The sequence below is a fragment of the Enorma burkinafasonensis genome (assembly GCF_902150035.1).
GTDB lineage: Bacteria > Actinomycetota > Coriobacteriia > Coriobacteriales > Coriobacteriaceae > Enorma > Enorma burkinafasonensis.
Genome location: NZ_LR597502.1, coordinates 136,329 through 159,887 on the forward strand (window position 1 = coordinate 136,329; position 23,559 = coordinate 159,887).

Genomic DNA, 23,559 nt, shown 5'->3' on the forward strand with positions numbered 1-23,559 from the left:
TCATATGAAAGTGCGTGTCGGAAGCGTGAAGACGACGATTCCCCGGCATAACGAGGTGAACGAGATAACCGCACGCTCCATCCTGCGTTATCTCTTTGGAGGTAGATGATGTCCGCTCAAAATGTGCATGCAAAAGTTACACGCAATATGGGCTGGTGGGCCATTTCGGTCGATGAGATTCCCGGACTGTTTTCTCAAGCTCGCCGTTTAGATCAGGTTGATGCGATGGTTCGCGATGCCGCGGCGATGCTTGGTTTTGAGGTCGCGAATGTGGAGATCGTTCCCATCCTTGACGCCGATGCTCAAGAGATGCTCGAGGAGCTTGAGAGGGCTCGTCATGATGCGGAGGAGAAGCAGAGGGCCGCATCCGATCTTACCCGTCAGGCAATCAGCCGATTTCGTGGGGAGGGGTTAACGCTTCGGGACATAGCTTCCTTGGTTGGTCTTTCGCAGCAGCGCGTCTCCGTGCTCATGAAGGAAGGCTAGCGTACCGGCGAAGCAAGAAGACGGGACGGACGGCGGAGCTGTTCGGGTGCTAGATCGTTTGCTCGGCATCGCGGGGAACGTTCCTGTCGTCTAGAATGCGGGACGGGCGTATAAGGTTTCAATCCGTGAGTTGAACGCGGGGCAGGAGGAGACACTCCATGGCTTTGCTGCGAAAGATCCTGCTCGGCGGCGAGCTCGACCCCGAGGTCGTGGCCGCGGCGGAGCGCTCCGGTTTCGTGACGGTCGACGACCCGCTCAGGCAGTACTCATCTTTTTTCCTGCGGCTCGTGGTCGCCACGGTCATCGCCACGGCGGGCATCGCGGCCGACTCGGCGACGACCATCATCGGCGCGATGCTCGTGGCGCCGCTCATGTCGCCCATGCTCGGGTCCGCGCTCGCCACGGCGGTCGGCAGGCCGCGGCGCACGCTCGCGACCTTCGCCCTCACCGTCTGCGGCATGGCGGTGGTCTTCGCGGTCTCGATCGGCGTCACCGCCATCATCCCCGTCGATGTCGACATGAGTACGAACTCCCAGGTGCTCGCGCGCACCTCGCCGCGCCTGGTCGACCTCATCATTGCGCTCGCCGCCGGCTTCATGGCGGCCCTCGCCTCGATGCGCCGCGACATCCCCGACGCCGTGCCGGGCATCGCCATCTCGGCGTCGATCGTGCCGCCGCTGTGCGTCGTGGGCGCGGCGTTCTACGAGGGCGCACCCGCCGCCGCGCACGGCGCCTTCCTGCTGTTCGTCACCAACTATGTGGCCATCCAGATTGCCGGCGCTGCGGTCTATTTGCTCGCGGGGCTGGGGACGCGCGCGTTCTCGGTCATGGAGGGCAAGGCGCGCGAGATGTGGTACCTCACGGTGGCGTTCGCCGCGGTGGTGATCGCCTTGCTACTGGGTGCGTCGAGCATGGGCGTCATCCATGAGAACGACCAGCTGCGCCGGGTCCAGGACATCGTGTCGGCGTGGGCGGGCGATTCGGAGTACCGGGTTGCGCGCTTCGAGTTCGAGGACGGCGTCCTGCGTATAGAGATCGCCGGTTCGGGGAACGTTCCCGATGCCGAGGAGCTCGACGACGACCTCATCGACGCCGGTGTCGAGATCAGGGAGCTGTCGCTCGCCGTGGTCGAGGAGCATCGGATTTTGCATGGATGACCCCTTCGAATCTCCGGTAGCTCCGGCAGCGGTCTTGCCTCAAGGTTCGCTGGGTATAGGGGAGAGGATTGAGAGGAGCAGTGCGATGGAGATGGATGCAACAGGCAGGCCGGCTTGCGGCAATGGGTTTCAAGACCGGCTCGCCCTTGCGCAGACGGTGGTCGACCTCGATGTCGAGCGCCGCGGCGAGGACGGCCTCATAGACCGGTTGCTCGCAGATGCCCGCACGCGCGTGATGCTGGTCGATGGCGGACTCGTGGCGGTGCCGCGCCGCGCGCACGGCTTGGCTCCGGAGGCGCTGGACTGCGCGGATGACCCCGCTGCTCCCCGACCGGATGCCAAGGCGCCCGCAGGCGAGGTTCCGCTCGCCTTCATTGAGCCCGCCGAAGCGCGCTCGATCGCAGCGCTTGAGGGCTGCCTTGCCATCTACCTCGGCATCGACTGCGCTGCGGAACCTGAGGTTCCCTACCTCGCTCTCGATATCACGCGCGCCACGGACGTGCCGCCCGCGAGCCATCGCGGTGCCGACGCCGAGTTCGGTGCCGCGGGCATCCCGATGCTCGGCACGGTGCGCCGGCGCTTCGATTGGGTTGAGCTGCGCTCCTTTGCGCCGGGTGCTTCCCAGCTCGACGCCGGCCTCGCTACGAGCGCGGTGGCGGTGAGCATGTGGCACGCCGGACAGCGCTTCTGCCCGGCATGTGGCGCGCCCGTGAAGTCCGCGCTCGCTGGTTGGGCTCAGACCTGTTCCAACCCTGCCGACCCCGATCGGCTTCTCTTTCCGCGCATCGAGCCGGCGGTCATCACGGCGATCGTGGATGATGACGACCGGATTCTCCTGCAGAACAACACCGCGTGGCGACCGCGGTTCTTCTCGGTATCCGCGGGGTTCGTGGAGGCGGGCGAGAGCCTCGAGCACGCGGTTGCCCGCGAGGCGATGGAGGAGGTGGGTATCGAGCTCGACCAGATCCGCTATCTGGGTTCCCAGCCGTGGCCGTTCCCCGCGTCCATCATGCTCGGTTTTCGCGCTCATGCCCGTACGACCGATGCCCGCGTGGACCACGAGGAGGTCGCTTCGGCGCGTTGGTTCACGCGGGCTGAGCTCGCGCGCGCCGTCGAAGCCGGAGAGGTCGAGCTTCCCGGACGGGCGTCGATCGCACGCCACATGATCGAGGACTGGTTTGGAGCCCCGCTCGGCGGGATTGGCTCCCCGTCGTAGGCGCGGATCGTCGACGTGCGCGCCCTAGATGCCCGTAGCTTTTTCGAGCGGCGACGCCGCTGCTTGGTTCAAGCAGGACAGTAGCTGCTCGAGAATCTGCTGTCGCCGGTTGATGAACATCTCCATGACCTGGTAGTGCTCGGTCTCCTCATAAGTGACCTCATGGATGCGCCCGTCATCGAACGAGAGGATGCGGGCGCCGGGCATGCCTATCAGGATGGGGGAATGCGTGGCGATGACGAACTGCGCGCCGTGCTGCGCGAGCAGATGGAGCTCGTAGAGCAGCGTGAGCTGGCGCATGGGGGAAAGCGCCGCCTCGGGCTCGTCGAGCAGGTAGAAGCCGTTGTCGGTGAACGTGTTCTGCACCAGCGCAAGGAAGCTCTCTCCGTGCGATTGCTCGTGGAGCGACTTGCCACCGTAGCGCGCGTAGTAGATCTCCTTCGGCGTGAGGGATAGACCGTCGTCGCGATACGACTCGGCGGCGCTGGCGACGTTGTAGAAGCTTTCCGCGCGCAGGAAGTAGCTCGTTTTGGGACGGCGAATGCTCCTGGTGAGGTGGACCGCCTCATGGAGCGAGCCGTGCGAGTCGTACGTGGTGAAGCGGTAGCCCTGGGAGCCGCCTTCGGCGTTGAGCCCAAAGGCCACCGCCATGCTTTCGAGCAGGGTTGACTTACCCGACCCGTTCTCGCCGACGAACAGGGTGACAGGGGTGGTGAAATCGATGGGCCTATCGAAGTGGAGGGCGGGGATGCCGTGGGTGTAATCGCCGCTTGGGACGACATCCCAATCGATGGAGACACGGGTGATAAACGGCTGGATGTCCATGGCGCCTCCTTTGTTCGCGCAGTTCCATCATATTCTGCGGTGCGGACATGGTTGTGGCTCGGGTGCCCCAATGTGGGAATGATGGCGAACAGATGTTCTTACTATTGGTATAATCGACATGAAAGTGAGAGGTTTATGGCATGGCTGCGTACGAGAGCCCCTGGTAGTGGTGGGTAATTTGCATATTTTGCAAATTACCCATCTTGGCATTTCTGCTGGTAGTGGCCAGTAATATGCATGTTTTGCATATTGTTCATGTCGTATAGGCCTTCCAGTTGTCGCGCAAATTGCGACAACTGAACTAATGAAACGCTGAAGCCGTGATGGGGGAGGTGGGCGCGCATGATCATCAACACTGGCGGGCGGACGGATACCGTGCAGTATTACACGGACTGGCTGCTCAGGCGGTTTGCCGAGGGCTACGTGCTGGTGCGGAACCCGCGCTTCCCGGAGAAGGTCACGCGCTACGAGCTCGACCCGTCGGTGGTGGACTGCGTCGTGTTCTGCTCGAAGAACTACGCGCCCATCCTTTCGCACCTGCACGAGATCACGGACCGCTTCAACACGTATTTCTTCTACACCATCACCGCGTATGGGCGCGACATGGAGCCCGGGGTTCCGGATGTCGATGCGAGTATCGAGACGCTTATCGAGCTCGAGCGCATCGTAGGGCGCGAGCGGATCGTCTGGCGCTATGACCCGGTGCTCTTAAGCGAGCGCTACACCACGGAGGCGCATCGGCGCACATTCGACGATATGGCCCGCCGCCTGGCGCCGCATGTGAGCCGCTGCGTGTTCAGCTTCGTGGAGCCGTATCGAAAACTCGACCGGAACATGCCCGAGCTTTTGCCCCTTATGGAGGAAGAGCGCATCTACATGGCGGAGCTTTTGGGCGGCATCGCGCGCGAGCGCGGGCTACGCTTGCAGGCGTGCGCGACGCGAAAGGATTACTCCGCTTATGGCATCGCACAGGCGGGCTGTGTGACCCTGGAGGCGCTCGGCGCGGCGAACGGCGTCACATGCAGGCAGCTCGCACATCGCGGCATGCGTGAGGGCTGCGCCTGCATGGAGATGCGCGACATCGGGGCGTACAACAGCTGCCCCAACGGGTGCCGGTATTGCTATGCGAACGCCGACGCTCGCGGAGCGGCGAGGGCGTTTCGCGACCAACACGACCCGGAGTTCCCGCTCATGCTGGGGCATCTCATGCCGGGTGATGTGGTGACGCAGGCAACGCAGCGGAGCTACCTTGCGGCGAGAGCACGGGCGGCTGCGGAGCAAGAGCGGCTTGAGCTGTAAGACGGCGGTGTCCGCGTGCAACGATCGCCCGTGCTGGGGTACACGTTGGACGTGACCACAACGTGTCCTGCAGAAGGAACCGACCATGAAACATCAGTGCAAGGTGACGGTGCTCGAGACCAAGTGCTTCCCTGAGTTGCAGGAGCGCTATCTGGCGGATCCGGCGAGCGGGCCGCGCCCGTGCTTTGCGGTGGGGTAAGAGTATCTGTTCGAGCGCGAGGACGGCAAGGACGACTTCTGGCACTTCGGGCGCGATCTGGACCCGAAATTCCCCTGCGCGGAGGCGTGGGACTGCATCAGCCGCTATATCTACACGGCCATGCAGGGTGGTTCCATCATGCACGGCTGGACCGCGGACGACCGCATGATGATTGCCTGCTGCAACGACGGCACGCGCCCCGTGGTGTTCAAAATTGAGCGCATTGACATCCCCGAGACGGACGCCGAGCGCGCCTAGCTCGTCGAGCAGGATTTCTCCAATAGCACGGAGGACGCGTATACGGGAGCGTAGGGGAGCGACAGCCAGGCCCTTTAGGTCGGCTGCATCGGGGTTAACCGTAGGCAGGAGCAACAGTTTCGAGGAATTTTTGGAACTCCGATTCAGCTTTCCGAGCTGCGAGGAACAATGCTGCATCGGCACCCTCTTCTCCCGCCTCGACGACCTCATCGCCCTTCACCAGCGTAATGGCAAGGGGCGCGACTGATAGACGCGCTGCGGTAGCGCGATCCGGATATTGATAGATGGAAGCAAACGCCATGCCCAGGGGCTTAATTTACTGCTCCGCTAGACAGAACGCCATATACGTCGGCACCCTCAACCCGTTCTCATCCACCGAGAGCGATTTCGGATGCACGATATAGGAGGCACCGATCCGTTTGCCGAAACGCTTCTTGAACGCGCCATAGGAAATGGCCGAGTAATTCTTCGACGACTTCACCTCGATGGGGTAGACCTTCACGTTGGTCTTGCTGCCGTTCGACAGCAAGAAGTCGATTTCGATGTCGTTTCGATGTTTCTGCTTGCTGTAATGTGCATAGAAATAGAGCTTTCTTCCCGCAGAGGCAACGGTTTGAGCGATGAGATTCTCGTGCAGCATACCCTCGTTGAGTGAGAGCCGTCCGTTTATTATCTGACGGTACAGCTCCATCGAGCCTAGCTCGTTCTCCGAGAAGGCCAAGCTCACCAGCAGCCCTGTGTCCGCCATATAGCACTTCACCTTGGTCTCATTTCTGGTGAGGGCGAACCCGACGTTCGGGTCATTGCACCCAAAGCACAGGTTGCACATCATCGAGTCCCCCAACCAAAAGATGGGATCGTCGTAGCGATCGAAGGTTCCGCCTGTGTCGACCTTGCTGAGTGTCACCTTTTTCTCATGGGTGGAGAGATAGCCGGGGATGTACTCGAACAGCGCCGACACCTTTGACTTGTACCTCTTCGCCGCCTTCTTTATGTCATCGCGGTAAAGATCGAGGATTCGCCGCTTCTCCCTATCTGCTGAGAAGAAATCGCGCCCTCCCTCAAAGTAGGCAACGACGCTCTGGGGCATACCACCGACCAGCATGTACTCTCTGACGAGATGCGAAGCCCTCTTGTGGAAGGCGTCCTCAAGCGGCTGGTGCAGCTGGAAACATTCGCGGATGTAGGAGAGCAGGGGCTCTTCCCCCGCCGCCGTCAAAAACTCCGGGAAGGTCAGCGGGTACATCTTGAGACGCTCTTCCTCTGACGGGATCACGATGTCCTCGACGTTCTCGCGAATGGAGATAAGGGAGCCCGTTTCGAGAATGTCGTAGCGTCCGTCGGCGACGAGGTATTTCACCGCCTCGCGCGCCTGCGGAAATCGTTGCACTTCGTCGAAGACAATGAGTGATTCGCGGGGGAACAGGCGGGTACCGTACTCGAGGGAAATCGTTTGGAAGAACCTGTCGAGATTCGTGAGATTATCCGTAAAATTATCCCGCACCGTCTTTGGTGCGACGGCAAAGTCAATGATGACGAAGGAACGATAGTTTTCCCTGCCGAATTTCTCAGCTATGGTCGATTTTCCGATGCGGCGCGCCCCCTCGATGAGAAGGGCGGTCCTGCCCTGGGAACGCTCCTTCCACTCCACGAGTTTGCTGTAGATGGTGCGTTTGAGTTCCATCGCAACTCCTCATCGTCGATCGGATCGGCACAAACCGAACATAGCTGCCATGTGGAGACGTTTCAATAATACGCAATCTATTATAGCCAAGCAGAATCAATAATACGCAGTTTGCAGATGATCGATATATCCAATAATACGCAAACTTCTGAGATGGACGTGACCAATACGGACAATCCTTGGGAACAGCGTAGGCTGGGATGTAGCAGGACAAGTGAAGGATGCGTATGCGGGGGTCATGGGAGCTTCCGTTAACGATAGAAATGAAGCGAGCTCTCGCCGAACTGGGAAATCCAGCTCCCGCAGCCGCGCGCCAAGCCTTTGCTCAGCGTTGATCAGCAAATTGCCCACATGAAAGCAAAGGGAATCAGCTTCGAGCTTTGCTCCGAGGATGAGGCCAAGGCGCACCTGCGAACAAAGTGCCAGTTCTTCCGCGTCTACGCATACCGGAAGCTCTTCCCCAAGCATGTTGGCGGCCCACGGGACGGCCAGTACGTAAACCTCGACTTCGGGCACCTGAGGACTCTCTCCAACCTCGACCGCATGCTGCGCGACGTCTCGTTGCATATGGCTCTCGACGTCGAACACTTCGCGAAAGCCCGCCTGCTCGCCGCTGCAGAGGATCATGAAGAGGATGGCTATACCCTCATGCGTGACTACCGCGAGAGCCTTTCCGACAGCGAACGTTCCCGCATCGAAGGGGAGTTCAAGAGGCGAAGGAATGACCCTTATACGGGTGGAGTCGTGAGGAGACATTTCGGCGACATGCCCATCTGGGCGTTCTGTGAGGTTGTGCCTTTCGGTATGTTCGCAGACCTAGTCCGGTTCTGCGCCGATAGGTGGGGCGATAAAATACTCAGACTCGCTCACTACCAGTACAAGGACGCGAGACAGGTCCGTAGCGCGGGAGCCCATGGCGCATGTATTCTCAACGAAATTACTTCGGCTGACGTTTCCGCCAAGCCGCCTGCGATGCTCGTCAACGCTATGAACTCTTACGGAATTCCCAGGCGCTTGCGTGTCAAGTGGCTCCATGGGCGCCGGATGGTACAGATTTGCAGCTTGATACACCTCTATGCCACTACCGTGCCCGATGGATCGGTCCGCGCTGATCGCAAACATGAACTCTTCGATTTTGTTCGAAGCTGTTGAGGCGAGCGGGCTTGCACTCGAGAATCCGGCGATTGCGGCATGGCGCTTCCTGCGTCGCTTGACAGACGCTGCAGGACTGTTACAGAAAACATGCGTTACAAAGCCTTCGGGCTTATCGGGGCGGGACTGCAAGAGCGGTTCTGCCCCGTTTTCGTTCGAGCGTAGCTGGCGCTTTATCGGTCGACAGCGTATCTCACGTGCTGGCAACTGCAGCGATTATGAAGTTTCATCCATGTTTTCGACCGTCAGATGTCGCCCTTGACTTCGACCCAACTCCAAGGAGTTGAATGGTGGCGATCCACATCCATCACCCAGCCAGGAGGCCGCTATGAGCACCCTCGTCGTCTACTATCGCTATCCAACGGGAACACGGAGCGCATCGTGGAGCGCTGGATCGATTCGCTGAAATAGCGGCACGCAGGCGAAAGGCCGCTGGCGCCCGCCGCCCTGCTCGTGCTATCCCCTGAACCCGATCTGCCTGAGCGCCTCGTACAGCACCACGGCCGCGGCGTTCGACAGGTTGAGCGCGCTGATGCGCACCTCGTTGGGGTCGATGAAGTTGCCGCAGATATCCTGCCGCTTGAGCGCCTCATGCGCCAGGTCCTCGCCTGCGGGCGTCTTCCACGACGCGGCGTTGTCGAGCGATTCCGCATCGGGCAGCATGGGGATGCGCTCGCAGCACGCAGGATGCGCCGCCAGGACCTCCTCGGGGATGCCGGAGCTCTCTTTGCCTAGCACCAGGTAGTCGCCGTCGCGATACGTCGCCTCGGTATAGAGCCGCTGCGCCTTCTTGGTGAGGAGATGCAGCTGCGGCGGTTGCGCCTCGCCCGCCAGCCCGCAGCGTTCGAGGTAATCCTCCCAGTTCTCATAGACCGCGACGTCGAGGTTCTCCCAATACCCCAGGCCCGCGCGGTGCAGCGCCTTGTCATCGAGCGAGAACCCGAGCGGCCTGATCAGATGCAGGCGCGTGCCGGTGACGACGCACGTACGGCCGATGTTGCCCGTGTTGGCGGGAATCTCCGGTTCGAAGAGGACGATGTTGAACATTGCTTCTCCTTGCTAGGGTGGAAGAACCTGCTGGCAATGGGGCAATCATGCCACGGGGAGCTGCCCTATGTCACGGGGCGGCCTCATGTCACGAGGAGCAGCCCCATGCCGCTGGGAGTGGCCCAGCTGTTACTTCCTGCGCCTGAAAAGCACGATGCCTGCCGCGCACGCCACGATACCTACGGCCCCAAGGACAACGGCGAGCCCCATGCCGCTGGCATCTCCCGTACCGGCGAGCGCCCCGGATGCGTTCTGCTGCCCTGCGGCGTCATCTGCAGAGCTTCCTGTGGCAGGTCCCGTCGACGAGGACCCGCCTCCGGGCTCGCCGTCCGTTCCGCCGCCGGTATCGCCGGGGTCGGTATCACCAGGCGTTTCGGGATCAGGGTCTTCCGTTCCGGGTTCCTCCGGCTTGGGCTCCTCGTGCTCCGTCTCGAAGCGGTACGAGCCATTGTTCCCCAGCTCGGCCGTGAGCACGAACGCCCCGCCCTCATGCGTGCCAGTGAGCAGCTGGCGGTACGATGCCGTGCCGGTGGCGTTCTCCGTCTTCGTCGTCGCGACCGCGGCGGAGGAGCTCGAGCGCGCCGGTGTTCCCGCGGAAAGCGCGTAGCGGCCGTCGGCGCCGGAATACCAGGACGGATTATCCTCTTGGGCGACCTGGTAGGGATGGACCGCATCATACGCTTCGGCGCTCGCGGTCTGCTCGCCAGCGGCGAACGTGGCGCGGTACGCGGTGGTCATGTAGTAGAGGGTCTCGCCAGCGCGCGGGGCGCGCATGAGGGGCGCGAGGTCGCTTGGCGCGGGGAGCTCGCCCGAAGGCTCCTGCGTTCCCGGGGCGAGCGTGTAGAGCGGTTGGTCCTGCGCGAGCACGTACGCGCTGTTGCCCGCAGCCGCCGCGCCGGTCACGATGGTAGCCGTCTGCGCGCTATCGCCGCTGCCATCGACCGCGAGCGCGGTGACGGCGAGCGATCCCGCGGCGTCTTCGTAGCAGGCGGACCCGAGCGCCGCTTCGAGCTCGCTCAGCGCCGCCACATCTCCTGCGTGCACCCGCTCGATTGCTCCGCGCACCTCGGCGCGCGGAGCGACTTCGAAGATCATGCGGAGCGGACTCAGGTCCTCGGCCCCGTCGATCGACATGCTCGCCCGTCCGTCGGCATGGAGGGTGACGTCGGTGCGCAGCGCGGGCACGGCGTCCGAGGGGACCGATACGTATACGGTCTGGGCGCGCGTGTCGAGGTCGGTTTCGACGGCGATGTAGAAGTCGTAGAGCGCCACATCCCCGCCGGTGTAGAAGTTGGGCAGGTTGCCGATGTAGAGATAGGTCTCGCATACGGCGGTCGCTCCAGCATCGCGGGCGCGGTCGATGCGCTCTAGAATCTGGGCGTCGCCGGTGCCCGTGGTGATGGTATCGATCTCGCGCTGCGTGGCGAAGCGGTAGGGGACGCCGCCATCTCCTGCAACCATATGATGGTCGGCATCGATGTACCACGAGACGCGGTTCGAGAACGCGCCGCTCGCCGCATCGTAGGAAACCTGTCCGTCCGCCTTGGCCTCATAGAACAGGTTGTAGGCGTCGTAACCCAGGTGGTAGCGATCATTGATGCTCTGGACGAGGTAGTTGAACTCGTGCGTCGCACCCGAGAGGTCGCCAGGGTTCTCGAGGCTCATCTGTATCGCCTGCGCCGCGAGGGAACCGGTGAGCAGCGAGTCGCCGTACTGCACGCCGGTGACGGACGAGACCTCCATTCCGGCGCCCACTGCGCTGTGCGCCTCGATGCGGCTTCCTCCTGCGATCGCATCGTCGGCATCGACGGGGGAGGTGTAGTGCACATCGAAGATCTCGTCGAGGGCAGAGGCGAATGCCCAGCCGACGGCCGATGCGCTGCGCGACGAGTAGTGCCGGTCCACGCAGCTCACATTCGCGGGGTCTTCCTCGTCTAGAAGGCCGGAGATGATCGGCAACTCGACGGATTCCGCCACGATGCCCGTTCGTCCCGACCCGTAGAGGTCGAGCGATACGGTGTCGTCGCCCTGCTCAGCCGCTTGGGCGTAGGAACGGGCGGCTTGCGCGAGGTTTGCCTTGAGGTCGACGGTGCGTCCGCCGACCGTGGCCGTGAGCTCGCGCTCCGCCTGGCCCTCCGCGGTATCAAGCAGGTAGGCGACGGCATCCGTGGTGTCGATGCCGGTCGTGTAGATGGTGAGCCGGCTTCCTCCCGGTGCGTAGGCGGCGTCCACGCGCTGCTGCACCGAGCGCATGGTGAGCATGGTCGCGAGCATGCTGTCGGTTCCGTAGCCGGTTTCACGGGAATTGGGGAGCGGTCCGAGGAACCCCGTGGAGCCACCGGTGTAGGCAGGAGGGTTCTCAACATTCGTGCTCGCCATGGGAGGGTTCTCCACGCCCATGATGACAAGCTCGGGAGAGTGGCCCGTAGCGCCGGCGGAGCCGGCGTGGGAGAGCATGTCGCCTGCAAGGTAGATGCCGCGCTGCAGGTACGAGCCGCCTCCCAGGCTCGCGCTCGCGGTGGTGCTCGCGCTGCCGGATGCAGGCGCTCCCGCCATGCGCGCCGTCACGTCGACGGAGCGGGATGTCTCGTCGTAGTCCAGGTAGGCTCCGTCAGGCGCGGGCTCGTATGCGGCGAGCGGCATGAGGACGGTGGCCTCGGAGGAGTAGCCGACGACGGCGACGCGCGTGGGCTCCGCACTGCCTTCGTTTTCTGCCATGAGTCGCCCGATGGCGCTGTTCAGGGCCGACACCACGTAGTCGGCATAGGGGCGTTCCGCATAGACCATGCTGCCGAGCACGCTGTTCATGCTCACGACGAACACGACATCGTGGCCGCCGCCGTCTTGCTGGTGGATGGACGCGGTCTGCGCGATGGCGGAGATGCTCACGAGAAAGCCGTTCTCGGGGTCGTGGAAGGACCCGTCGGCGCTGCCCGCCGCCGAAGCCGCTTCCTCGCCGGCGTATACCGAGGCATCGACCCAGATGCGGCCCGCGTTCGCCGTGCTGTAGGAGCCATCGTTCTCGCCGCCGAGGAAATCGGTCCAGGAGGAGGAGCTGTCGGGGTCGGCGATCTTGTCGACGCCTGTGACCGCGGGATCGCTCCCGTCCGGCGATCCGTCCGTGGATGCCGCGGCGACCGGCTCCTCGCCCGAGGGGGCGGGCAGCGCCAGCGCGGGCGCGCAGGTGACGAGAAGGAGGGTGCCCAGCATGAGGAAGGCGAGGATGGCGGTCTCCAGGCGGCGGGTGATACGGGTCATGGGACCTCGATTCTAGGCGGCGCGAACTGTTCGGGCGAGTTCTGCCGGCGATCCGTCGCCTATAGCATGGGTACTCTCCGCTTACCCGTTCCCCGCCTGCTTATACCGCGGACCGCCAAGTGGTGGGATTCATGAGGGATGCCGTCGGCGCGAGGCGATCTTTGGAAGCCCGGTGTGTGCCCGCGCGATGGGGTAGACTGAGGGGAACGTATAGACAGAGAGGATCTGCATGCCCGATACGCACGCCACCGCCAGTCCCAAGACCGCTTCCGACGCTCGCCGCGTCTTCGCCGTCATCGACGGCAACTCACTCATGCACCGCGCGTTCCACGCCGTACCGCCCACCATGAACGCGCCGGACGGCCGGCCTACCAACGCCGTGTTCGGGTTCCTCAACATGTTCCTCAAGATGGTCGACGCGTTCCACCCTGACGGCGTGGCCGTGGCGTTCGACAAGGGCAAGCCGAGCGTGCGCATGGAGATGCTCCCGCAGTACAAGGCCCAGCGCCCGCCCATGGATCCCGATCTGCGCCCGCAGTTCCCCATGATCAAGGAGCTGCTCGAGCGTCTCTCCGTCCCCGTGCTCGAGGCCGAGGGCTGGGAGGGCGATGACATCCTGGGTACGCTCGCGCGTGCCGGGGAGGCCGCCGGGTGCGACATGTTCCTCGTCACGGGTGACCGCGACATGTACCAGCTCTCGACTGAGCACGTGAAGATCGTGGGTACCAAGAAGGGCCTCTCGGACGTGCAGATCATGACGCCCGAGACGGTCGAGGACCTCTACCATGGCATCACGCCCGAGCTCGTGCCCGATTTCTACGGCCTCAAGGGCGACACGTCGGACAACATCCCCGGTGTGCCGGGCATCGGCCCCAAGAAGGCGAGCGCGCTCATCGCGCAGTACGGCTCGCTCGACGAGGTCATCGCCCACGCCGACGAGGTCAAGGGCAAGATGGGCGAGAACCTTCGCGCGCACATTGACGATGCCCTGCTCTCGCGCCGCGTGGCGACCATCCAGACGAACGCTCCGGTCGAGCTCGATTTCGAGAACACGGCGTTCCCCGCGTTCGATGCGGCGGCGGTGACCGAGGCGCTCGGCGCGCTGGGCATCATGGCGATGCAGAACCGCTTCCTCGCCCTCATCGGCGACGGCGAGCCCGCCCAGGCGCCGGGCGCCCTCGAGCTCGCGAGCGCCATCCGCGCCGACGCCGGCACGGGCGCGGGCGTCGAGGAGGCGCTCGCGGAGCTCGACCGCGCGATCGTGGCGGGGGAGTGGGTCGCGGCGGTCCTCGATGACGACAAGCAGGAGGGGGCGCTCTTCGGCCTCACCCACACGCTCTGGGTCGCGACCGGCCGCGCGCTCGTCGCGCTCGACGAGCCGGCCGGCGCCGCGGCCTCCGCGCTCGGGACGGTCGCGGGCTTCGACTGCGCGCACGGCCTCGTGGCGGGCGCGCTCGGGCGGCTCTTCGCCGAGGGCCGCGTGGCCTCGCCCGACGTCAAGGCGCTTCTGCACGAGCTCTCGCCGATCGATTCGGCCGAGCCCGAGCTCATGGACCCGCTCGATGTCGACCCGGAGCGCATCTTCGACACGGTGGTCGCCGCCTACGTGCTCGACTCGGTGCGCTCGAGCTTCGATGACGCCTACATCGCGGACACCTACCTGCACACCGCCCTGCCTGCCGCGGCGGGCGAGGAGGGTGCGCCGGACGGCGCCCCGGCGGGCGCGGAGCGCGCGGCGGCGGTCGCCCGGGCGGCGGTGGAGCCCCTCATGCGCGCGCTCGAGGCCGAGGGCGCTCGCGAGGTCTTTTGCGACATCGAGATGCCGCTCGTGCCGGTGCTCGCCGCCATGGAGCGCACGGGCATGTTCGTCGACCCGGAGCGCCTCGCGGAGCTCGCCGGCGGCCTCGGCGACCAGATCGACGACCTCGCCCGCCGCATCCGCGCGATGGCCGGCGACGAGTCGTTCAACATCTCGAGCCCCATGCAGCTCAGCCACATCCTCTTCGACGTGATGGGCCTGCCCGCCAAGGGCCTCAAGAAGACGCAGCGCGGCTACTACTCCACGAACGCCCACGTGCTCGAGGAGCTCGCCCAGGACAACGAGTTCGTGCGGCTCATCCTCGAGTACCGCGAGAAGACCAAGATCAAGTCGACCTACCTGGACACGCTGGGGCCGCTCCGCCGCGAGGACGGGCGCGTGCACACCACCTACAACCAGACCGTCACCGCGACGGGCCGCCTCTCCTCGTCCAACCCCAACCTGCAGAACATCCCCACGCGCTCCGAGCTCGGGCACACCGTGAAGACGGCGTTCTCGGTCGCGCCGGGCAGCGTCTTCGTGGCGGTGGACTATTCGCAGATCGAGCTTAGGCTGCTCGCGCATCTCTCGGGCGACGAGCACCTCATCCGCGCCTTCCGCGAGGGCGAGGACTTCCACGCCGAGACCGCGGCGCGCGTGTTCGACGTGCCCGTCGAGGAGGTCACGCGCGAGCTGCGCAGCCGCGCGAAGGCCGTGAACTTCGGCATCGTCTACGGCCAGCAGGCCTACGGCCTCTCGCAGTCGCTCGACATCCCCATGGCCGAGGCGCGCGAGATGATCGACCGCTACTTCGAGGCCTATCCCGGCGTGCGCTCCTACCTGGACCGCACCGTCGCCGACGCCAAGCGGCTCGGGTACGCGGAGACCATGTTCGGCCGGCACCGCCCCATCCCCGAGCTCAAGATGCGCATCCCCGCGCAGCGCGCGTTCGGCGAGCGCACGGCCATGAACCACCCCATGCAGGGGAGCGCGGCCGACATCATCAAGATCGCCATGGCGCGGGTCGCGCGCCGCCTGCGCGAGGAGGGCTTTGCCGCCCGCATGATCCTGCAGGTGCACGACGAGCTGGATTTCGAGTGCCCCGCCGAGGAGGTCGAGGCGCTCATCGCCATGGTCCGCGAGGTCATGGAGGGGGCCGTCGAGCTCAGGGTGCCGCTCATCGCCGAGGCGTCGTGCGGCGAGACCTGGGCGGACGCCAAGTAGCGAGTCAGCGGGGCGCCCTCGCGCCGGCGGGGTTCCCACCGGCGGGCCGGCGCCGAGCGCGAGGGGAGGGTCTGTGGTCGCGCATCCGGCGCCCGCGCGTCTGCCCCGCGGCACGTGGGCGCTCGTCGCCGTGCGGTTCCTGCTGTATCTGGGCATGCAGGCCGCCTACTTCATCGGGGTCATCGGCACGCTCACCTACCGGCTCGGCGCCGATACCGTCTACCTGTCCGTGACGGTGGGCGTGCTCGCGGCGGCGGTGGTCGCCGGCAACGCCGTGGGCGGCGTCGTCTCGTCCATGCGCGGGCCGCGGGCGCACACGGCCGTGACGCTCGGGTGCACGCTCGCGGTGAGCCTCGCCTTCCAGGTCGTCGAGCTCGATGCCGCGCGCGTGCTCGGCCTCGGCGCGCTCTTCAGCTTCTCCATGGGGCTCAACTACCTGTTCCTCTCGGCGTACCCGGCCTACCTCACCGCCGACGCCGACGAGCTCAAGCGCGTGAACGCGCTCATGTCCGTGGCCTCGTACGCCTCGGTCGCGGCGGGCCCCGCGCTCGGCGCGGCGGTCGCGACCGCGCTGCCCTCGGAGCGCGTGTTCCTCGTCGCCGCCGTGCTCGCCCTCGCCGCGGGCGCAGCCGCGGTGCCGCTCATGCGCACGTGCTCGGCCGTGTACGGTACCAGCGGGGAGGCGGGGGAGCGGGCGTGCGCAGGCGCTGCGGGCGTCCGGGATACGGGCGGCGATACCGTGGCGGCCGGCGGGGACGCGGCCGGCGATACCGTGGCGGCCGGTGAGCTGGCCGGCGGGGGCACCGCAGGCGGGGGCACGGACGCAAACGCCGAGCCGACGTTTGCCGACGCGCTCCGCCTCGTCATGGTCACGCCCTCGCTCGCGCTGCTCTTCTGGGTGGGGCTCCTCTCGTACGCGGGCTACGGCGCCTTCGACCCGCTCGAGTCGCTCTTCTACCGCGACGTCCTCAAGGTCGATATCGCGTGGATGGGGTGGCTGTCGAGCGCGGCCGGCGTGGGCAGCGTCGCGGGCTCCGTCCTCGCGCTCAAGGTGCCGCGCCGCCACGTGAACGTGCGCACCCTCATGCTCCTCATCGCGCTCGAGGGGGCGGCCTGCCTGCTCTACGTGGGCACGCCGCATGTCGCCTGCGCGCTCGGCGGGCAGCTCCTCCTGGGCGTGGCCTTCGGCGCGATCACGCCGCTCCAGAGCACGCTTGTGCAGCTGCACACGCCGCTCGGGGTGATGGGGCGCGTCAACTCGATCATGAACGCCGGGTTCAACGGCGCGGGGGTGCTGCCGCTCGAGGCCGCGCCCGCCGCCGCGGCCGCCTTCGGCGTGCAGGGCGTGCTCGTGGGCGCGAGCGCCTTCGTGATCGTCGTGCCGGTGGCCTGCCTCGCGCTGCTCCGTCGCCGCATCGCGTGCATCGTCGAGGACGAGCGGCGCGGTTTACCGTCTCGAAACAAAACGCGGCAGGAAGAACTTTAGCTTGGCAAAGCGGTGCGCGATAGGGTAGGATACCCCCCAACGCGCACGCGCCCGGAAACCTGCGGGCACGGCGCGCATCCAGATCGCGTCCGTTTCCGGCGAGGGGCTGTAAGGTGCACGACACGCAGGCGACATACGAGGGCATGGCGGCTAGCGCCATCCTGCCCGGCCAGTGCGCCGCCGATGCACAGAACCGACGCCAGCGCGCGATCTCTCGACGACGATAACCGGTCGTCTCTGCCCGCGCGCATCTCGCGCATCCCCAGAGTCCCGATAAGGTACGTCGTCGTTTCCCTCCGGGTGATGCCGAGCCCCGCGCGCCATGCGCCCGCCGCCTCCCAGGCACCCGGAACCCCCATCGACATACACCAGCGCCTTTGAAGGGCTCGTCCGCATCCCCACCATGTGAAAGGACGAACCATGAACGCCACCGCCACCGCCAACACCGGCACCCCCCAGGTCTCCGCGCCCGCCAAGGACAAGGTCGTGCTCGCCTACTCGGGCGGCCTCGACACCTCCGTCTGCGTCAAGTGGCTCCAGGACGAGCTCGGCTACGACGTGGTCTGCGTGCTCGGCAACGTGGGCCAGGAGCACGACGGGCTCGAGAAGATCGAGGCCAAGGCCAAGGCGCTCGGCGTGGTGGCCTGCGAGGTCGTCGACATGCGGGAGGAGTTCGCCTACGACTACCTCGCCTGCGCCATCGCCGCCAACGCCATGTACGAGAACAAGTACCCGCTGCTCTCGGCCCTCTCCCGGCCGCTCATCTCCAAGCACCTCGTCGAGGCCGCGCACAAGCACGGAGCCGTGGCCGTGGCGCACGGCTGCACGGGCAAGGGCAACGACCAGGTGCGCTTCGAGACGTCGATCATGGCGCTCGACCCCACGCTCAAGGTCATCGCGCCGGTGCGCGAGTGGGACCTCGGCATGCGGCCCGACGAGATCGCCTACGCCAAGGCGCACGGCGTGCCGGTCGACGTGAGCCTCGACAAGCCCTACTCCATCGACGACAACCTGTGGGGCCGCGCCATCGAGGCCGGCGTGCTCGAGGACCCCTGGAACGAGCCGCCCGAGGACATCTGGACGATGACCGCGAGCCCGCTCGAGGCGCCCGATGAGCCCACCTACGTGGAGCTCGGCTTCGCGGCGGGCGTGCCCGTGAGCCTGAACGGCGAGAAGATGGGCCTCGTCGAGCTCGTGGGCGAGCTCAACGCCATCGCCGGCGCGGCGGGCTTCGGCCGCATCGACATGATCGAGAACCGCTACGTGGGCATCAAGAGCCGCGAGTGCTACGAGGTGCCGGCGGGCCTCGCCATCATCCAGGCGCACAAGGCGCTCGAGGACCTCTGCCTGGAGCGCGACGTGCTCCACATGAAGCTCGGCCTCGAGCAGACTTGGGCCGACCAGGTCTACAACGGCCGCTGGTTCAGCCCGCTCAAGCTCGCCATCGACGCGTTCATGGGTGCCACGCAGCAGGTGCTCACCGGTAGCGTCAAGCTCAAGCTCTACAAGGGCTCCTGCACGGTCGTCGGGCGCAAGAGCGCCGAGGCCCTCTACGACCGGACGCTCGCCACCTACGACAACGACGACGCGTTCGACCAGCAGGCCGCGAAGGGCTTCATCGACATCCAGGCGCTCTCGCTCAAGACCTGGGCGATGAAGCAGGGCGCGCTGGCGGGCGGCCAGGGCTCGGCGCCGGCGGCCCCGGGCGTGGATTCGGGTGCGGCGGCACCCGCCGCCAAGGCCGATGCCGCGCAGGCCGCGGGTTTCGGCGTGGTCGAGGGCGGCGGCGCGGTAGCATATGCGCAGGCCGCTTCCCTTTAGGGGGCGCTCCCGCATGGAGGAGACGAGAAGGTCAGGAGGCGTCGCCGCGGCGTGCGCCGGGTTTGGAAAGGATCGGGCGCATGGCGCTGTGGAGCGGTAGGTTCGAGGAGGGCGCGGCGCCCGTGACGCGGGAGTTCGGCGCGTCGCTGCCCGTCGACAAGGTGCTGTACCGGCAGGATATCGCCGGGTCGCGCGCACATGCGGCGATGCTCGCCGCCCAGGGGATCATCTCCGAGGAGGATGCGGCGGCCATCCGGGCGGGGCTCGACGGCATCGAGGCCGATATCGACGCGGGGGCCTTCACGTTCGATATCGCCGACGAGGACATCCACATGGCTATCGAGCGCGAGCTCACCTCCCGCATCGGCGAGGCCGGCGCGCGCCTGCACACCGGGCGCTCCCGCAACGACCAGGTGGCGACCGACACCAGGCTCGCCGCCAAGGCGCTCGCCCGCCGGCTCATGGAGGCGAACCTCGGGCTCAGGTGCGCGCTGCTCGACGCCGCCGCGGCGGCGGGCGACACGGTGCTGCCGGGCATGACGCACCTGCAGCACGCGCAGCCGGTGCTCTTCTCGCACCATCTGCTCGCCTACGTGTGGATGCTCACGCGCGACTTCACGCGCCTGCGCGCCGCCTTCGACGCGGCCGACGCCTCGCCGCTGGGCGCAGCGGCGCTCGCCGGCACGAGCTACCCCCTCGACCGTCACATGACGGCCGAGGAGCTCGGCTTCTCACGGGTGATCGAGAACTCGCTCGACGCCGTGAGCGACCGCGACTTTTTGCTCGACCTCGAGTACGCCTGCGCCGTGTGCGCCGTGCACCTCTCGCGCCTCGGCGAGGAGATCGTGCTCTGGAGCAGCCAGGAGTTCGGGTTCATCACGCTCTCCGACGCCTTCTCGACGGGCTCGTCGATCATGCCGCAGAAGAAGAACCCCGACTTCGCCGAGCTCATCCGCGGCAAATGCGGGCGCGTGGTGGGCGACCTCGTGCAGCTGCTCGTGACCTGCAAGGGCCTTCCGCTCGCGTACAACAAGGACATGCAGGAGGACAAGGAGGGCGCGCTCGACGCCGCGCGCACGGTCGAGCAGGCGCTCGCCGTGATGGCCGGCATGGTCTCGACGTGGACCGTGAACGCGGACCGCATGCGCGCCTCCATGGACCGCGGGCATCTCGCGGCGACCGACGTGGCCGACTACCTCGCGAAACGCGGCATGCCGTTCCGCGAGGCGCACGCGGTCGTGGGGCACCTGGTGCTCGAGGCCGAGAAGCGCTCCTGCGACATCTCGGAGCTCCCGCTCGAGGCCTTCAGGGAGGCGAGCGAGCTTATCGGCCGCGACATCGTGCGCACGCTCGACCTCGACGCCGTCGTGGCGGCGCGCACCACCGAGGGCGGCACCGCGCCGGAGGCCGTCGAGGCGCAGTTCAGGCGCGCGCGGGCGCGCTACCTGGTGGACGAGAGCTCGATGGCGCTGCTCTCGGCCGTCATCGACTTCTAGGTTCGGCTCGGGGCGCCCCCGCCGGCCGCCATCTGCCTCACGGCGACCGGGGCGCTCTGCCGCCTACTGCTGCGAGCTCACGTAGCTCTCGTCGACGGTGATCTTGGCGATGGTGCGCGGGTAGCGGTCCTGCACGAGGGCGGCCACGCGCCCGCGCAGCTCGTCGGCGGTGAGTGCGAGGTCGGCGGGGCGCACGCAGTCGAAGATCACGTTCGTGTGCGTGGGGCCGGGCACGCAGCGCAGGTCGTGGATCGTGATGCGCCCGTCGATGCCGCGCACCGCCGTGGCGATCCAGTTGCGCATGTCGAGCACCTCGGGATCGTCGGTCACGATGGGGTCGTAGTGCAGGGTGACGATGAGGCCGTCCTCGGTCTTGAAGTCCTGCTCGATGTTGTCGATGAGGTCGTGGCTCTCGAGCGGGTCGGCCTCGGCGGCCATCTCGACGTGCGCGCTTGCGAACTGCCGCCCGGGGCCGTAGTCGTGCACCATGAGGTCGTGCGTGCCGAGCACGCCGGGGTAGGAGAGGATCTTGGTGCGGATGTGCTCCACGAGCTCGGGGCTCGGCGCCTCGCCGAGCAGCGGGTTCACGGCGTCGCGCAAAAGCCCCACGCCGCTCCAGCAGATGAAGGCGCCCACCGCGAGGCCCGCCCACCCGTCGAGCTCGATGCCGGTCGCCCGCGAGATGCAGGCGCAGGCGAGCACCGCCGCGGTGCTGATCACGTCGTTGCGCGAGTCGATGGCGGTCGCCTCGAGGGTGTCCGACCCGATGCGCCGCCCGAGCGCGCGGTTGAACGCCGCCATCCACAGCTTCACCGCGATGGAAAGCGCGAGCACCGCCACGAGCGCGGCGGAGAAGCCCGTGGGCTCGGGCGCGGCGATCTTGCCCACCGAGGACATCACGAGGTTGATGCCGATGGCGAGCACGAGCGCCGCGACCACGAGGCCGGCGAGGTACTCGTAGCGCCCGTGCCCGTAGGGGTGCTCGGGGTCGGCCGGGCGGCTCGCGAGCTTGAACCCCAGGAGGCTCACGATGTTCGAGGCGGCGTCCGAGAGGTTGTTCACCGCGTCGGCGACGATCGAGACGGAGCCCGCGACAAGGCCGATCGCTCCCTTCGCCAGGCAGAGCGCGATGTTCAAGACGATGCACACCGCTCCCGCGAACTGCCCATAGCGGGTGCGCACGTCAGGGTCCGAGGTGCGCTCGTGGTCGCGGATGAATCGACGTACCAGCCATTCGGTCATAGCGCGGGGTCTCCTCCTCTGGGTTTCAGGCGCCCGTGCGCGCGGCTGGCCGCCGCGGCGCCCAGGGCGCGGGTATCCACGGTACCGGGTCGCGGAATCGGGTGCCGTTGCACGCTCGTTGCGGAATTCGGTGTCAAGTTTAGTACCGTTGCCCGCATCGCGCAGCGAGGCTCACAAAACCGCAGGTCGCAGAGGTGCCCGTCGCGGGTCTCGCGACCCCATGGCGATTCTCACACCGAATTCCGCAACGAGCGCGCGAAAACGGCCCCGCGATGCGGAGAGGCGGCCCGTGGCGGGCGCGAAAACGGTCCCGGCACGGCCCCATCGCGCGTGCGATGCTGCCGCCGCGCGCGAAAACGGCCCCGCGGCTCGTCGCCGCGAGGCCGTCCGGGGCGCCTGCCGTCGATAGACGGGCTTATGCGAGGTCGAGGTGGTAGTAGTGGCCGAGCGCGTCGGCGGCGAGGATGGCATCGCAGACCATCGCGGGGGTCACCGTGAAGGGCATGTTGCCCATGGTGTCGCCGGGCGCGCACGCGGCCTCGGCGACCGCCATGATGCGCTCGCGCGAGGCGTCCTCGACGCCCAGCTCCTCGAGGGTCACGGGCAGGCCGACCTCCATGCAGAAGCCGAGCACCTCCTCGAGCTTCTCGGTGGGGGCGTTCTCGAGCACGAGCTGGACGAGGGTGCCGAAGGCGACCTTCTCGCCGTGGTAGCAGCCGTGCGTCTCGGGCAGCTGCGTCATGCCGTTGTGCACGGCGTGCGCCGCCGCCAAGCCGCAGCTCTCGAACCCGATGCCCGAGAGCAGGGTGTTCGCCTCGATCACGCGCTCGACGGCGGGCGTGAGGCAGCCGGCCTCGAGGGCGACCTTGGCCTTCACGCCGTCGGCCATGAGCGTCTCGAAGCAGAGCTTGGCCAGCGCCAGCGCGGCGCTCGTCGCCTTGCCGCCGGCGCAGGTGTCGGCCTCGGAGTCGACGGAGGCCTGCGCCTCGAAGTAGGTGGCGAGCGCGTCGCCCATGCCGGAGACCGTGAGGCGCACCGGCGAGGCCGCGATGACGGTCGTGTCCATGAGGACGATGTCGGGGTTGGAGGGGAGGAAGAGGTAGCGGTCGAAGACGCCGTCTTCGGTGTAGATGACCGAGAGCGCGCTGCACGGCGCGTCGGACGAGGCGATGGTGGGGCAGATCGCCACCGGCACGCCGAGCTTGTACGCGACGGCCTTCGCGGTGTCGAGCACCTTGCCGCCGCCCACGCCGGCGATGACGTCGGCGCCGGCCGCCGTGGCCGCGGCGCAGATGCGGTCGATCTCGGCGTCGGAGCACTCGCCGTTGAACGCCTCGAAGGCGACCGACGCGGCGCTCTCGGCGAAACCCGCCTCGATCTTGGCGCCGACGCGCTCGATGCCCGCCGCGGTCGAGATCGCGAGGACGGAGGAGCCGAGCGCCTCGGTGTAGCGGGCGAGCTCGGCGAGGGCGTCGGGGCCCTGGACGTACTTGCCGGGGCTGTTGAAGATGCGTGCCATGATATCTCCTGTTCCTATGGCGCGGATGCGGCGCGCCCACCGGGGCGCAGGGCGCCGGCGCGGGGCGTGCCGCCTGGGCGCGGGTGCACCCGGTCCCCTTGTACCCATCGGCGCGCACAACATCTAGGCTCAAGCGGAATCCCCCGAGCTTTCCCCAACCGCGCCTCCACCGATTGTGAAGGCGCGTCCACGTCTATGGAGAGCGCCCTTGCGCCGCCGCGGCAGGTAGAGCGCCCAAGGGGGAGGGGGACGCGCGCCGTGCGCTCCGCCAGGCTAATGTGAGCGGAAATAAGCCAATTGCGTTGACCTGCCAAAACACAACATGTAGATGTCGAAGCGGAAAAGTTCACAATGTGTAGTGCCGAAGTCTCGCGTAAGATAGATTACCGATG

The 23,559-nt window shown here is 66.4% G+C and carries 17 protein-coding genes; 10 read left to right on the forward strand and 7 right to left on the reverse strand.

Annotated elements, in window-relative coordinates; translation table 11 throughout:
* The first annotated feature begins 105 nt into the window (after window positions 1-105).
* From FS885_RS02100 to nudC, 3 genes are all read left to right on the forward strand, one after another.
* Window positions 106-486 (forward strand): sigma factor-like helix-turn-helix DNA-binding protein, encoded by a 381-nt coding sequence (locus tag FS885_RS02100; RefSeq protein WP_144743349.1) that lies wholly within the window; start codon window positions 106-108, stop codon window positions 484-486.
* 158 nt (window positions 487-644) lie between these two features.
* Window positions 645-1,643 carry a DUF389 domain-containing protein gene (locus tag FS885_RS02105; RefSeq protein ID WP_144743350.1) on the forward strand — a complete coding sequence of 333 codons (999 nt, stop codon included), beginning with the start codon at window positions 645-647 and terminating at the stop codon, window positions 1,641-1,643.
* 85 nt (window positions 1,644-1,728) lie between these two features.
* Window positions 1,729-2,859 (forward strand): NAD(+) diphosphatase, encoded by a 1,131-nt coding sequence (gene nudC / locus FS885_RS02110; protein WP_246060716.1) that lies wholly within the window; start codon window positions 1,729-1,731, stop codon window positions 2,857-2,859.
* 24 nt (window positions 2,860-2,883) lie between these two features.
* Here the strand turns inward: nudC and FS885_RS02115 are convergent, their stop codons facing one another.
* Window positions 2,884-3,684, reverse strand: coding sequence for an AAA family ATPase (locus FS885_RS02115; protein WP_144743351.1), 801 nt, complete (start codon window positions 3,682-3,684; stop codon window positions 2,884-2,886).
* A 342-nt stretch (window positions 3,685-4,026) separates the two neighbouring features.
* Here FS885_RS02115 and FS885_RS02120 point away from each other — a divergent pair, with 342 nt between their 5' ends.
* On the forward strand, window positions 4,027-4,983 hold the full coding sequence (locus FS885_RS02120) for a DUF1848 domain-containing protein (RefSeq protein WP_144743352.1): 957 nt from the start codon (window positions 4,027-4,029) through the stop codon (window positions 4,981-4,983).
* A gap of 205 nt (window positions 4,984-5,188) precedes the next feature.
* A complete protein-coding gene (locus tag FS885_RS02125; RefSeq protein WP_222419865.1) occupies window positions 5,189-5,440 on the forward strand; it encodes a TIGR04076 family protein in 252 nt (83 codons plus the stop codon).
* A 94-nt stretch (window positions 5,441-5,534) separates the two neighbouring features.
* Here the strand turns inward: FS885_RS02125 and FS885_RS02130 are convergent, their stop codons facing one another.
* Both FS885_RS02130 and FS885_RS02135 read right to left on the reverse strand, forming a co-directional pair.
* The gene (locus tag FS885_RS02130; protein ID WP_144743353.1) at window positions 5,535-5,741 is read right to left on the reverse strand and encodes a hypothetical protein; all 207 of its coding nucleotides are present in this window, start codon (window positions 5,739-5,741) and stop codon (window positions 5,535-5,537) included.
* 15 nt (window positions 5,742-5,756) lie between these two features.
* A complete protein-coding gene (locus FS885_RS02135; protein WP_144743354.1) occupies window positions 5,757-7,124 on the reverse strand; it encodes an ATP-binding protein in 1,368 nt (455 codons plus the stop codon).
* 351 nt (window positions 7,125-7,475) lie between these two features.
* On the opposite strand from FS885_RS02135, the gene FS885_RS02140 reads away from it, so the two are divergent.
* On the forward strand, window positions 7,476-8,276 hold the full coding sequence (locus tag FS885_RS02140) for an Abi family protein (RefSeq protein WP_144743355.1): 801 nt from the start codon (window positions 7,476-7,478) through the stop codon (window positions 8,274-8,276).
* Between the two features lie 456 nt (window positions 8,277-8,732).
* Here FS885_RS02140 and FS885_RS02145 read toward each other — a convergent pair whose 3' ends face one another.
* Complete coding sequence (locus FS885_RS02145) at window positions 8,733-9,323, reverse strand: TrmH family RNA methyltransferase (RefSeq protein ID WP_144743356.1); 591 nt, start codon at window positions 9,321-9,323, stop codon at window positions 8,733-8,735.
* Between the two features lie 129 nt (window positions 9,324-9,452).
* The gene (locus FS885_RS02150) at window positions 9,453-12,581 is read right to left on the reverse strand and encodes a vWA domain-containing protein (RefSeq protein WP_144743357.1); all 3,129 of its coding nucleotides are present in this window, start codon (window positions 12,579-12,581) and stop codon (window positions 9,453-9,455) included.
* A 229-nt stretch (window positions 12,582-12,810) separates the two neighbouring features.
* Here FS885_RS02150 and polA point away from each other — a divergent pair, with 229 nt between their 5' ends.
* The 4 genes from polA to argH all read left to right on the forward strand — a co-directional run bounded on the left by polA (window position 12,811) and on the right by argH (window position 20,406).
* Entirely contained in the window at window positions 12,811-15,603 is a 2,793-nt protein-coding gene (gene polA / locus FS885_RS02155; protein ID WP_144743358.1) for a DNA polymerase I, read from the forward strand.
* 73 nt (window positions 15,604-15,676) lie between these two features.
* A complete protein-coding gene (locus FS885_RS02160) occupies window positions 15,677-17,089 on the forward strand; it encodes an MFS transporter (protein ID WP_144743359.1) in 1,413 nt (470 codons plus the stop codon).
* A gap of 420 nt (window positions 17,090-17,509) precedes the next feature.
* Window positions 17,510-18,910: an argininosuccinate synthase gene (locus FS885_RS02165; RefSeq protein ID WP_144743360.1), complete on the forward strand. Its 1,401-nt coding sequence runs from the start codon at window positions 17,510-17,512 to the stop codon at window positions 18,908-18,910.
* Window positions 18,911-18,990: 80 nt separating this feature from the next.
* Window positions 18,991-20,406 (forward strand): argininosuccinate lyase, encoded by a 1,416-nt coding sequence (argH, locus tag FS885_RS02170; RefSeq protein ID WP_144743361.1) that lies wholly within the window; start codon window positions 18,991-18,993, stop codon window positions 20,404-20,406.
* A gap of 63 nt (window positions 20,407-20,469) precedes the next feature.
* Here argH and FS885_RS02175 read toward each other — a convergent pair whose 3' ends face one another.
* Together FS885_RS02175 and FS885_RS02180 are read right to left on the reverse strand one after the other, a co-directional pair.
* Window positions 20,470-21,648, reverse strand: coding sequence for a cation diffusion facilitator family transporter (locus FS885_RS02175; protein WP_144743362.1), 1,179 nt, complete (start codon window positions 21,646-21,648; stop codon window positions 20,470-20,472).
* 415 nt (window positions 21,649-22,063) lie between these two features.
* On the reverse strand, window positions 22,064-23,167 hold the full coding sequence (locus FS885_RS02180) for a glycerol dehydrogenase (RefSeq protein WP_144743363.1): 1,104 nt from the start codon (window positions 23,165-23,167) through the stop codon (window positions 22,064-22,066).
* Between the last annotated feature and the right edge of the window lie 392 nt (window positions 23,168-23,559).